This window comes from Acidobacteriota bacterium, assembly GCA_018001935.1.
Lineage (GTDB): Bacteria > Acidobacteriota > JAAYUB01 > JAAYUB01 > JAAYUB01 > JAGNHB01.
In genome coordinates, this window is sequence record JAGNHB010000097.1 from 1 (window position 1) to 11,748 (window position 11,748).

11 protein-coding genes are annotated in these 11,748 nt (G+C 69.0%); 7 read left to right on the forward strand and 4 right to left on the reverse strand.

Features of this window, described 5'->3' with window-relative positions; all coding sequences use genetic code 11:
- Nucleotides 1-175: 175 nt before the first annotated feature.
- Entirely contained in the window at nt 176-2,056 is a 1,881-nt protein-coding gene (locus tag KA419_20625) for a U32 family peptidase (GenBank protein MBP7868340.1), read from the reverse strand.
- A gap of 25 nt (nt 2,057-2,081) precedes the next feature.
- Nucleotides 2,082-2,720 (reverse strand): CDP-alcohol phosphatidyltransferase family protein, encoded by a 639-nt coding sequence (locus tag KA419_20630; GenBank protein MBP7868341.1) that lies wholly within the window; start codon nt 2,718-2,720, stop codon nt 2,082-2,084.
- 163 nt (nt 2,721-2,883) lie between these two features.
- On the opposite strand from KA419_20630, the gene tmk reads away from it, so the two are divergent.
- Genes tmk through KA419_20660 form a run of 6 tightly spaced genes read left to right on the forward strand, consistent with a single transcriptional unit; the run spans nt 2,884 to nt 8,569 of the window.
- A complete protein-coding gene (gene tmk / locus KA419_20635) occupies nt 2,884-3,567 on the forward strand; it encodes a dTMP kinase (protein MBP7868342.1) in 684 nt (227 codons plus the stop codon).
- A complete protein-coding gene (locus KA419_20640) occupies nt 3,564-4,256 on the forward strand; it encodes a thymidylate kinase (protein MBP7868343.1) in 693 nt (230 codons plus the stop codon). The genes tmk and KA419_20640 overlap by 4 nt, the downstream gene beginning before the upstream one ends.
- A 40-nt stretch (nt 4,257-4,296) precedes the next feature.
- Nucleotides 4,297-4,827, forward strand: a complete 531-nt coding sequence (locus KA419_20645; protein MBP7868344.1) for a hypothetical protein — start codon at nt 4,297-4,299, stop codon at nt 4,825-4,827.
- A 1-nt stretch (nt 4,828) separates the two neighbouring features.
- On the forward strand, nt 4,829-5,557 hold the full coding sequence (locus KA419_20650; GenBank protein ID MBP7868345.1) for a metallophosphoesterase family protein: 729 nt from the start codon (nt 4,829-4,831) through the stop codon (nt 5,555-5,557).
- A 1-nt stretch (nt 5,558) separates the two neighbouring features.
- A complete protein-coding gene (locus KA419_20655; protein MBP7868346.1) occupies nt 5,559-7,688 on the forward strand; it encodes an archease in 2,130 nt (709 codons plus the stop codon).
- A 59-nt stretch (nt 7,689-7,747) separates the two neighbouring features.
- Nucleotides 7,748-8,569 carry a hypothetical protein gene (locus KA419_20660; protein MBP7868347.1) on the forward strand — a complete coding sequence of 274 codons (822 nt, stop codon included), beginning with the start codon at nt 7,748-7,750 and terminating at the stop codon, nt 8,567-8,569.
- 58 nt (nt 8,570-8,627) lie between these two features.
- On the opposite strand, the gene KA419_20665 is transcribed toward KA419_20660, so the two are convergent.
- Both KA419_20665 and KA419_20670 read right to left on the reverse strand, forming a co-directional pair.
- Nucleotides 8,628-9,569, reverse strand: a complete 942-nt coding sequence (locus KA419_20665) for a hypothetical protein (protein ID MBP7868348.1) — start codon at nt 9,567-9,569, stop codon at nt 8,628-8,630.
- On the reverse strand, nt 9,566-10,357 hold the full coding sequence (locus KA419_20670) for a hypothetical protein (protein ID MBP7868349.1): 792 nt from the start codon (nt 10,355-10,357) through the stop codon (nt 9,566-9,568). Before KA419_20670 ends, KA419_20665 begins: the two co-directional genes overlap by 4 nt.
- A 141-nt stretch (nt 10,358-10,498) precedes the next feature.
- Between KA419_20670 and KA419_20675 the strand changes: the two genes are divergently transcribed.
- Complete coding sequence (locus KA419_20675; protein MBP7868350.1) at nt 10,499-11,611, forward strand: alcohol dehydrogenase catalytic domain-containing protein; 1,113 nt, start codon at nt 10,499-10,501, stop codon at nt 11,609-11,611.
- Nucleotides 11,612-11,748 lie beyond the last annotated feature (137 nt).

Genomic DNA, 11,748 nt, shown 5'->3' on the forward strand with positions numbered 1-11,748 from the left:
GGGCGAGGCAAGGGGGCGGTGACGCGGGGCGAGCGGGCGGCGGCACGGGTCGAGGGGGCGGCGGCGCGGGGCGAGGGGGCGGTGACGCGGGGCGAGGGGGCGGCGGGGCGGGGCGAGCGGGCGGCGGGGTTAAATTCCCTGCCGTCCTTTGGGTCCCTTTGGTCCTTTGGGTCCTTTAGTCCTTTGATGCCTTTCTTTTTTCCTGATCAAAGCCTCGAGTCCCCCCGGGCCCGAAGACCAGGAAACCGCCGCCGGGCAGCGGATCCGCCCGGTAGCCGCGGGGCAGCTCCGCCGGCGGCCGGCGCATCACGAACCACGGCGTGTCCGGCCCCGGGCGCGCCTCGTGCGGCTCGGCGAACCCGGCCACGCCCCGGCCGCGGAGCACCGCCGCCGACAGGCGGTTCAAAACGGGGACGAAGCGCCCGGTGTAGACCGTGCGGCCGGCGCGCAGGCATCGCCACACCTGCCCGTAGTGGTTGGCCACCACCGCGGGTCGTTCCCCGCTTTCCCGGGCATCCTCGGCTTCCACGGCAGGCTCCCCGTACTCGACCGGCGGGAGGACCTCCGCCCCGGCCGGCATCCCCGACCAGGAAAAAGCGGGGTACCCGTCCAGGACGGAGCCCCCGCCCCCGGTGTCGACGCTCTCGGCCGCCCGCGCCAGGGCGTCGCGCAGCCCCTTGAGAAAGGCGTGGCGCAGGACCAGACGGTTCGGCGCCACCGCGCAGGAAACCACCGTGCACCCCGGCGAGGACAGGCGCGTCGCCAGCAGGCCCGCCGTCACGCCGTCACCGGTGGCCGGGGCGGTCTCCGCCGGCCCCTCGAAAGTCCAGAATTCCGCGCCCCCCTCGTCGGCGGCCGCGACCGCGAGGCGCCCTTCCGACACCGTGGCCCGCAGGTGGCACCGAAGGGGAACCGGTGTGTTCATCACCCGCGCCACAAGCCCCTCGAGGCCCGGGACCCGCCCCTGGTTCGGGAACCGGAGCACCGGGTCCCCGGGCCGGGCATCCAGGGCCACCGCCAGGCTCAGTTCCACGCCCCGCACCCCGGTCACCGTGGTCCCCCGACCGCGGACCTTCACCCGGTCCCCGGGGCACAGCCCGGCCTCCAGCTCGCGATCGAGCCGGAGGCGCCGCCCCGACACCCGCTCCACCCGGCCGATCTCCTCGTGCAGGTGTCCCCGGGAGCGGACGAAGAGGTCCGCCCGGGGGAAATCCCAGTACCCCGGACCGGTCTCCCGGGTGAAGAGACGACGCAGGCGCTCCCCCGCCTCCGTCCGGGATGCCGGGTCTCCCTTCCCGTCCCGGAGGGCCCTGAAGGCCCGGACAGTCTCGTGGACGTAGTCGGCCCCCTTCATGCGCCCCTCGATCTTGAGGGCCCTCACCCCGGCCGCGGCCAGGTCGGCGACCCTTCCCGCCAGGTCGAGGTCCTTCATGGAGAAGGGAGACGCTCCGCCCCGGGCCATCCGGCAGACCTGGGCGCAGGCGCCGCGGTTGCCGCTCCGCCCGGTTTCCATCCGCGACGCGTAACAGGCACCCGACACCGAGGCGCAGAGGGCGCCGAAGACGAAGACCTCCGTCTCCACGGGGGACACCGGAACCAGCCGGCGAATCTCCTCGAAGGAGAGTTCGCGGGCCAGCACCACGCGACGGACTCCCAGGGCGTCCATGAATTGGAGCCCGTCCAGGGTGTGGATGCCCGCCTGGGTTGACGCGTGAAGCTCGGTGCCGGGAAGGTGGCGACGAACCAGTTCGAGGACCGCCAGGTCCTGGAAAATCACGGCGTCGGGCGGGCACCGTCGAAGGAAGCGGACGATCCGCTCCACTTCCGGCAATTCGGTTTCAAAGACCGCCGTATTGAGGGTGAGACAGCTCCGGACCTGCCGTTCCCGAAGAAACGCGATGCTCCGGAGGGCGGATTCGGGTTCGAAATTCGCCGCCCGCCCCCGGGCGTTGAACCCCCGCAGCCCGAAGTAGACCGCGTCCGCCCCGGCGGCGACCGCCGCGGCCAGCGCGCGGATATCCCCCGCGGGGGCGAGAATTTCCGGTGTCCGGGTCACGGGGCCGTCCGGGGGAGGGCGAGGCTCATTCCCCTTCGGGGGGGAGGGGACGATTGTCGGTGCTGCGAAAGCGCGGCATGAAGGAGGCGCGAGGCAGTTCCTTGTAGGTGAAGATGATCCGGCTGATGACCGTCCAGTTGGAGAGGATGGCGATGACCCAGAGGACCTGCTCCATCCGGCCGAACCAGGCGCCCAGGATCAGGAGGACGACCCGCTCGGGGCGCTCCAGGAAACCCACGTGGCACTGCGGGATGAGGCACTCGGCCCGGGCCCGCGCGTAGCTCGTCATCATGGACCCCATGATGCAGATCCCCACCAGATCCACGTAGTCCATGCGGTTGCACTTGCCGTAGTAGACGATCAGCCCGAGGTAGAGGGCGATGTCGGAGTAGCGGTCGATGACGCTGTCGAAAAAGGCCCCGAACTCGGACGTGGTCTGGGTCTTCTTGGCGACGGCGCCATCCAGCATGTCCATGGCGCCGGCGGCCAGAATGATCCAGCCGGCCTTGACGAACTGGCCACGATAGAGGTAGTAGGCCGCGACGATATTGATGAGGAAACCGAGAAGGGTCAGGAAATTGGGATTGATCCCGGCCCGCCCGAGGACGGACACCAGGGCATTGAGCAACATCTTACCCAGCTTGCCGATCCACTCCGAAAGCATGCGTGTTTCTCTCCCCGCGCCGGGAGAGAATACCGGAAAAGGGTTCTCTTTTCAAGGGAAAACTCTCTCGCCTCCCCGCAAGTTTTATTTGCGAACACCCATCTCTCGGGGTAAAATGGGCTTTGTCCACTAACGCAACCCTTGTCTGATGGAGATCGTTTAGATGGAAAACCAGACGCCGCTGAGCGGCAAACTGATCGCAGTCGAGGGGCTGGACGGCTCCGGGAAGTCCACGCAGGTCCACCTGGTCCACCAGTGGCTCCGAGGCCTGGGATGCAAGGTTTTCTTCACCGAGTGGAACTCCAGCCTGATCGTCAAGGAGTCGACCCGGAAGGGAAAGAAGCGCCAGCTCCTGACCCCGACCACCTTCAGCCTGATCCACGCCACCGACTTCGCGGACCGCTACGAGCGCCAGATCCTCCCCATGATGAAGGCCGGCTACATCGTCCTCTGCGACCGCTACATGTTCACTTCCTTTGCGCGCGACGCAGTCAGGGGCTGTGAACCGGAGTGGCTCCGCAACCTCTACGGCTTCGCCCGGATTCCCGACATCACCCTCTACTTCAAGCTGCCCCTGGAGATCTCCCTCGGGCGGATCCTGGAAGGGCGGCCCCAGCTCAAGTACTTCGAGGCAGGGATGGACATGGGCTTCTCCAACGACATCGTGGAGAGCTTCAAGATCTTCCAGGGCAAGGTGGTGGAGCAGTACGACCGGATGGCCGATGAATACGGGTTCACGATCGTGGACGCCACCGAACCGATCCCCGACCAGCAGAGGGACGTCCGCGAGATCATCGCCGACCGGATCGACCTGGCCAAATTCCACAAGCGGGTAGGTGAGTCATGACGGGCGTTCGCTGTTTCGGGAAAGCTCCGCCGGGCATCGACCTGGAGAAGATCAACGGAAAACTCATTGTCCTCGAGGGGCCCGATTCCTCCGGGAGGTCCACCCACATCGCCATGCTCTCCGCCTGGCTGGAGCAGCGGGGTTACGCCGTCGCCCAGGTGGCCCTGAAGAAGTCGGAACTGGTCGCCCCGGAACTGGAGCAGGCCATGCGGGGCAACATCCTCTCGCCCCGGACCATGTCCCTGTTCTACGCCACGGACTTCTACGACCAGCTCGAAAACTGCATCATCCCGGCCCTGCGAGCGGGCTACATCGTCCTGGCGGACCGCTACATCTACACCCTCATCGCACGGGACATCGTGCGCGGCGCCAACCCGGAGTGGGTGGAGTCCCTCTACTCCATGGCCATCATCCCCCACGCCGTGTTCTACTTCATGGCCCCCCCGCGCGTCCTGGTGGAGCGCACCCTCAAGGTCAACCAGTGCCTCGACTACTGGGAGTCCGGCATGGACCTGGGGCACTCCCGGGACTGGTTCGAGAGCTTCATCTGGTTCCAGCGCCGGATGCGGGAGGAGTTCCGCCGACTTCAGAAAAAGTACGGTTTTTACATGACCGACGTCGACCGATCCATCCTCAGTGTCCAAAAGGACTTGAAAGTCCGCGTCGAGGCGCTGCTGGCGGAGGGGTAGACGGTCCGAACATCATCTCGAAAGGACTCAGGAGGTCGCCATGACACCATCCGAAAAGGATACCCCCAGGAAGGACGATCCGAAAAAGGACGCCCCCAGGAAGGACGAACCGAAAAAGGACGCCCCGAAGAAGGCCAAGCCGGCCGTGGGCAAGGCCCCGAAAGCCGGGAAGGGCAAAACGGGCAAGACCGCCGGGCGAAAGCCCGGCAAGGGCCCGACCCGGATCTTCGCCCCCGGCGCCGAGGAGACGGTCCAGGACCGGACCACGAAGAAGGAGAAACTCGCGAAGGAGCTTTCCCGCGAGATCCGCTCGCTGCGAACCGATTTCCAGCAAGCCATGGAGAAGCTCTCGCTCCGGACCGAGGGCCGCATGGCACGGCTGGCGGAAGTGTTCGACGGGAGCGCGCCGCACGAGGAGGGCCGCCGGGTCCCCCCCGCGAAAGTGTCCGAGTCCCTGCTCCAGCTCCTGCGCCGGTTCAAGACCAAGCCCCAGAAGGGCCGTCTGAAGGACATCCTCACCTACTGCCGCCTCGTCAAACACGTGGAGTCCATGCTGCCCCCGGAGCAGTGAGGTGAAAGCGGCCCTTCTCGCCGACGTCCACGCCAATTACCCCGCCCTGTGCGCCGCCCTGGACCGGGCGGAGGCCTTGGGGTGCGAACGGGTACTGGTGGCCGGGGACCTCGTCGGGGGCGGGCCGCACCCGGTGGAGACCCTCCGCCTGCTGCGGAGCGTCGGAGCCGACTGCGTGACGGGGAACGTCGACCGGAAGGTCCTCCGGGTGGCGACCGACCCCGAGGCCGCGGGCAAAGCCGTGGAGAGCCCGAAGAAGGCCAACTGGTTCTGGACGTGGAACGCCCTGGGCGCCGAGGAGCGACGCTGGCTGGGGGCCCTCCCCGGGGAAGTCCGTCTCTCCCTGGGCGGCGCCCCGATCCGCCTGTTCCACGGCACCCCCCGCTCCGACGAGGAGTACATCTTCCCCAGCATCACCCCGGAAGCTTTCGCGGACCTCCGCGGGGATGACGCCGCGGGCGTCTGGGTGTTCGGCCACAGCCACATCCCCTTCACGAAGGTGATCCGCGGCATCCGCCTCGTCAACTGCGGGTCCGCGGGGCGGCCCGTGGACGGGGACCCCCGGGGCGCCCTCGCGGTCCTGGACCTCGCCGCGTTCCCCGCCGTCCGGGTGTCCATCCTCCGCTTCGACTGGGACCTGGCCCGGCTCACCGCCGACATCCGGGACCGTAACGTCCCCGGCGCCCTGCCCGGGGAATTCGCCAGGGGAATCAAGATCAAGGGCGCCTGAGATGAAAGACGAGCGGTCGGCGCGCCGGTTCATCTTTCTCGTCCCCGGGGATGCCGGGAACCGGGACATCCGCGACATCCTCCGCCTGGGCGGGTACCCGTCGGTCCCGGGCGACCACGGAACTTACTCCTGGACCTGGCTGGACACCCCCTCCGGAACCCTGCGCCTCGCGGGCCTCCGGGCCCGGGGCGGCGAACCGCCCGGCCGAAAGGCACTCCGCCCGGCCCTGTCCGTCCATTCCGTCACGGAGGCCCGCGCGCTCGACCCCGGCCCCCCCGCCGAAACGCTCCTGAAAGGACTCCATCTCGTCCCCGTGCTCCACCAGCAGGGCCTGGTCCACGGTTTCTTCCTGGAGAGCGGCGGGCTCACCTTTTCCGCCCGGGTCTTCCAGGCTCGGTTCCGGCTCCCCGGCGAGACCTCCGGCAGCACCGGGCACCGGTTTCTGGAACTGAGCTGGGAAGGGCTCGCGACGGAACCCCTCTACTGCGCCACCTATCTCCGGGATCGGCTCAAGTGGGTCCCCTGCCCCTCCGACTGGGTCCGAATCGGCATGGGCGCCCTCGGCGCCGCGGAACCGGGAATCCTCCCCCCGCCCGGTGACCCCGTGACGGCGTCCGAACCGCTGGAGCGCCAGGCGGAGGTCTTCATCCGGCGGCAGGCGGACCGGATGAAGGTCAACCTCGAGGGTGCCCTGCGAGACCTCGACCCGGAGTTCATCCACGACATCCGCGTGGCGACCCGGCGGTCCCGTTTCGTCCTCCGGCTGCTCTCCGCCCTGCCGGGGAGCGGGCCCTCCGACCCCCTTCGGGCCGGGCTCCGGTGGGTCGCCCGGTCCTGCGGGGCCGTCCGGGACCTGGACATCCTGACCCTCTACCTGCGGGAAAATCTCCCCCTCATGGGCGCCGGGCCCGACGAGGCCCAACGGCTCCTCTCCCTCGTCCGGGACCACCGGGGCACGGCCTGGCGGCGGATGGCCCGCACCCTGCGATCCATCCGGTTCAGGGACGTCCGGGACCGCCTGTCCGCCTTCCGGCCGGCCCCGGCGGCTCGCCCGGGGCAACCGGTCCAGCCCGCCTTGGGGCAGGAGGCAGTGGTCGCCCCCGGCGGCGGGCCCCCGGCCGGCCCACCCGACCCCCGGGCGCTCGCCGCGGCCGTGCGGGACACCCGCCGGGCGGCCGCCCGGGTGTGCCGGGCCGGGCGGCGGGCCGTCGAACACCTCGACCCGGCGGAGCTTCACCGCGTGCGGATCCTGTTCAAGCGACTCCGCTACACCGCGGAGTTCTACGCCCCCTGGATCGATCCGGTTCTTCGCCCCGTGCTCCCCCGGATCGTCGCGGTCCAGGACTGCCTGGGGACCCACCAGGACTGCCGCTGCGCCCTGGCGCTGCTGGGGGAACTGGGCCAGGGCGCGCGGGCGGGCGGCCCCTCCGACGCCCCGCCGGACTCACTCTCGGGCGCCCTGGCCGAACGTCTCCGCCTCCGGGCCCTAGGGCTCCGGGAGCAGTTCCTTCTTCTGTGGAAACCTTTTCCGGGGATCCTCCGGTGCTTTCAGCAGGGGCTCGAGCGTCTGCCCCTGGCCGCCCCGGCAACCCCCGGCACCGGTCTGCCGCCTCCCCCCGCCGAAAAACCGTGGGTCACCGCACTCCGGAACGCCCCGGGGACGACCGACGCCGCGACCGTTTCCGGGGCCGGCTGCCCACCCCCCGTCGCCGCCGAGGGGACCTTCGAGACGGTGGCCCACACCGCGGACCTGGCCCTGGCCCTCCGGGGGAAGGACTTCCCCGCCCTGCTCCATGCCGCCGTCGCCGGGGTCCGTTCGCTGTTGGTGGCGGAGGGGGAGGTCCGGGCCCGTTCCGACATGCCGTTCCAGGTGGAGGGGGAGAGTGACGAGGACCTTCTCTGGCGGCTGATGAACGAGATCCTGTTCCTGTTCGACGCCCGCCGGTTCCTGGTTTGTTCCCTCCGGATCTCCGCCCTCGGCCCGGGTCGCCTGGAGGGGGCCCTCGAGGGGGAGGGCCTGGACCCCGACCGCCACGTGGTGGGCCACCTCGTCAAGGCGGCGACGTCCCACAACCTGGCGATCCGCCGCGGCCGGGGCGGCCTGGAAACGGTGGTGGTCCTGGACGTTTGAAGGAGGTCGACGATGTGGAAACGACGTGCCCCGACGATGGACGCGGACGGAGGCCGCCCATGCTGACCCTCGGGCTGGTCCAGCTGGACATCGGTCCCGCCGGGGACGTGACCGGGGAAACCGTCGTGCGGGAACTGGAATCCCTCGGCATCGGGAAGGGCCTGGTGCTCCTCCCCGAGCTGTTCCACACCCCCTACTCGATGCTGCCGGGCAGCGGGATCACCCTGGACGCCCCCCCCGTCCGGCGCCTCCGGGCCTTCACGGCCGACCGCCCCGCCCTGCTGGTCTGCGGCTCCGTGGCCCTCCGGGGGGCGGACCGCCTGCGGAACACCCTGGTGGTCTTCCACCGCGGCGAGGCGACCCCGGTCTACGAGAAGGTCCACCTGTTTTCCCCCATGGACGAGGCCCGCTTCATGGAGCCGGGGAACCGGCTCTCCGTCGCGGACGTCCGGTGGGACGACGAGACGTGGCGGGTGGGGTTCGCCGTGTGCTACGACCTGCGTTTCCCCGAGTGGTTCCGCCTGCTCCGGGAGGCCGGCTGCGACCTGGTGGTGGTCCCCGCCCAGTGGCCGACCCCGCGGAACACCGCCTGGACCACCCTTCTGGCGGCCCGGGCCGTGGAGAACCAGTGCTTCGTCCTGGGGGTCAACCGGACGGGCGAGGACCAGGGAGTTCCCTTCGGCGGCCACTCCGGGGTGTACGGCCCCTCGGGGGCCCGGGTCGGCGGAATGGGGGACGCCCCCGGCGTTTCGCGGGTGGAGATCGACCGCCGGGTCCCTGCCCAGGCCCGGGCCCGGTTCGATTCCCTGCTCGACCGTCGCGCGGACGCTTACCGGTTGTCGGGCCTGCTTCCCCTGGACATCTTTCGCTTCACCGTTTGAGAAGGCCGGCTCGAGCTTCGCCGGAGGGGCTTCCGACCGGCGGGGGTGCCGCATCATCCTATTTCGGGTTGCCGATGAACCGGAGCAGGAGCTTCTCGATGTCCCCGCGGGGGACCCGGGAACGGGCGATCAGATGCACCCCGACCCGCTCCAGTTCGATCCCCATGACGTACTGCACGTCCCGGGTCTTCCCCAGGAGCGCCAGAGACCCCAGGAGCGCGGTCTTCATGGTCAGGATGTCGTCCATGTTCAACCGGGCCAGTTCCTCGTCGGGGGCGTCGTAGATCAGTTCCACGGCCACGTGGTCGTCGACCCCGATCCGGACGGTGATGGCGTCGGAGCGCATCAGGTCCAGCAGCAGGCAGAGCTGGCGAAACTCCGGGATGATGCGCAGGGCGACGTCGTCCACCTCGGGGAAGCCGGACGACTTCCGGAAGACGATGTCGGTGACGGAGCAGTCCGGGGCCAGCCGGAAACTCACTTCCATCGACAGGGGGAACATCCGGATCTTCCCCTCCTTCTGGAGGGTGTAGAGCCGGGCGACCTGTTCCTTCACCGGCCCGACGTTGAGGGTTCGGACCTTTTCCACCCCCGTGTTCCAGTCGTCGAGCAGCCGGCTCATCGCTTCGGGGGAACGGGGCTTGGGGGCCTCGGGGGGCTTCGGGTCCTTCCCGGCGTCTTCCGGCGGCTTCTTTTTCGGGGGGGGCTTCGGCTCGTCGCCCGGCTGGACGAAGCCGCCTGCGCGCGGGGGCGGCTCCAGTTCCGGCTCGAACATGGCGCCGGAGCGGTCGAAGGGAGACTTCTGATCCGCCAGGTCCACCACGTCGAAGGCGAACTTCTCCTGCAGCCGCTTGAGGGCCATGGCCATCTGGAACAACTGCGCCCCGATGACGGCCAGGTAGGCGCCGAGGCCGAGGGCCAGGCCGAGGGCCAGGTGGCGCCGGTTGCGTTTCGGCTGCACCAGGCGGAATTCGACGAAGATCCCGGGGCGCTGCGTCACGGCTCGTCCCCAACCCCGCCCGGAACCGCCGGGTGAAGCTCGATTTCGAAGGGCGAGCGGAAGGGGCTTTCCGGGGTGACCCGCACCCGGAGTTCCCCCTCGGTGTCCTGCGGGAGGACCTCCACGGTCCCCGTTCCCTCCACCACCCGCACCCGGTAGGGGTTTTCGGGCCGGAAGCGGGGGGACACGTGGCATTTCAGGCGGTCGGCCGCCCCAGGGGGCCCCTCCGCGACGACGGTCCCGTCCTGGCCGATCCGGATCAAGAGGGGAACGTCCGTCTCGGCGAAGAGGGACACGTGGGGCCGGGGGCGGGAGTGGGCCGTCGGGGCGGCGTACACGGAAAAACGATAGTACTCCTCCCGCGGGAACCGAATGTCGTTGACGCGAAGGGTCAGGGTGTAATGATTGTCGCGATTCCCCTGCTGCAGGACCTCGATGTTGCCCCGGCCGGCTTCCTTGCGCACCACCACGGGGAAATCGCCGGGGCCCAGGGGACGGAAGACGGTGAGGCGGCTGGACAGGGCGCTCTTGGGCGAAAATTCCTCCACCCGGACCGCCCCGCCACGGATCTTCAGGAGGGCGCTCGTGTCCACGACGCCTTCCCACGTGACGCTCCGTGCGGGCAGGGAGGGGGGTTCCGCGGTCGTCGCGGGCCCGGTCGTCCCGCGGCCGCACCCGGCCCCGGCCAGCAGAACGCCCAGGGAGAGAAGGGCAATTCCCCCGACCGCCCGTCCCTTCGGGGGGCGGGGGGCGGCGAGGCCGGGGTGTGGGGTGTGCATCAGGTCCATGACGCGGGTCCGCCTTTTTCGGCGACGCACGGGTGGGTGTCGCCCGGGGAATTCTACCACAAAAAAGGGAGGCCGCTTCCCTTTCGAGTCATGTTAGAATGGCGGGTTCGCGAGATGGAAAAACCACGGCAAGGAGGACTCATGGCCGACAAAATGAAAGCGGTTGTCAAGACGGGGACCGAACTGGGTGCGCAGTACCTCGAGGTCGACATCCCCCGGATCAAGCCCGACCAGGTGCTGATCAAGGTTCGGGCCACGTCCATCTGCGGGACGGACGTCCACATCTACAAGTGGGACGAGTGGTCCGCCAAGCGGATCGGCGCGAAGGCCCTCCCCCAGATCATGGGCCACGAGGTCGCCGGCGACGTCGTGGAAGTCGGCCCGCACGTCAAGCGCATCAAGGTCGGGGACTACATCTCGGCCGAGACCCACATCTACGACCCCAACGACATCAGCGCCCTCATGGGCCAGTTCCACATCGGCGACCACATGAAGATCCTGGGCGTGGATTGCGACGGGGCCTTCGGCGAGTACTTCGCGGTGCCCGAGTCCGTCTGCTGGATCAACGACCCCACCATCCCGCCCGAGTTGGCGACGGTCCAGGAACCGCTGGGGAATGCCACCTACACCGTCCTCGGCGAGGACAACGACGTGGCCGGCAAGACCATGGCCATCATGGGCGACGGCCCGGCCGCCCTCTTCGCCGTGGCCGTGGCCCGGGTGTGCGGCGTGGCCAAGATCTTCATCGTGGGCAAGTACGAGTTCAACATGGAGATCGCCCGGAAACTCGGCGCCGACCACCTCCTCTACGCCAACAAGGAAGACGTCGACCGCATCGCCTACGTCAAGGATCACACCTACGGCGCCGGCGTCGACATCGTCCTGGAAATGGCCGGCTCCCCGCAGGCCCTGGACGACGGGTTCAGGATGCTCCGCCGCGGCGGGCGCTTCTCGGCCTTCGGGATCGCCGCCCAGTCGCCGCTGCCGGTGGACTACAACAACGGCATCGTCTTCAAGGGCTCCCAGATCCACGGCATCAACGGCCGGAAGCTCTTCGACACCTGGTACCGCAACCGCAACCTGCTGGCCACGGGCCGGCTGGACGTGCGCCCCGTCATCACCCACCTGTTCACCCTCGACGAGTACGTCAAGGGCTTCGACGCCATGCTGGGCCGCCCGCGCCAGTCCGCCAAGGTCGTCCTCTTCCCCGACCCCGCCGAACTCGAGGCCGCCAAGGGCCGCATGGGCCGCTGAAGCCACTGCCTCTTTGGACTTCCCACGTAATGTCAAGCACTAAATTGTCGGGTGGTACCCGACGATTTATCTGCCTGGATGTTCTTTCCATTCATTCGGTTGATGTCGAAGAGGGTTCGGTTCTGTAACATCACAGA

What these genes read in the sequence shown, in the direction of transcription:
- KA419_20675 (MBP7868350.1), top strand. Translation starts at nt 10,499, where the DNA reads ATGGCCGACAAAATGAAAGCGGTTGTCAAGACGGGGACCGAACTGGGT.
- KA419_20655 (MBP7868346.1), top strand. Translation starts at nt 5,559, where the DNA reads ATGAAAGACGAGCGGTCGGCGCGCCGGTTCATCTTTCTCGTCCCCGGG.
- KA419_20645 (MBP7868344.1), top strand. Translation starts at nt 4,297, where the DNA reads ATGACACCATCCGAAAAGGATACCCCCAGGAAGGACGATCCGAAAAAG.
- KA419_20670 (MBP7868349.1), bottom strand. Translation starts at nt 10,357, where the DNA reads ATGGACCTGATGCACACCCCACACCCCGGCCTCGCCGCCCCCCGCCCC.
- tmk (MBP7868342.1), top strand. Translation starts at nt 2,884, where the DNA reads ATGGAAAACCAGACGCCGCTGAGCGGCAAACTGATCGCAGTCGAGGGG.
- KA419_20640 (MBP7868343.1), top strand. Translation starts at nt 3,564, where the DNA reads ATGACGGGCGTTCGCTGTTTCGGGAAAGCTCCGCCGGGCATCGACCTG.
- KA419_20630 (MBP7868341.1), bottom strand. Translation starts at nt 2,720, where the DNA reads ATGCTTTCGGAGTGGATCGGCAAGCTGGGTAAGATGTTGCTCAATGCC.
- KA419_20660 (MBP7868347.1), top strand. Translation starts at nt 7,748, where the DNA reads ATGCTGACCCTCGGGCTGGTCCAGCTGGACATCGGTCCCGCCGGGGAC.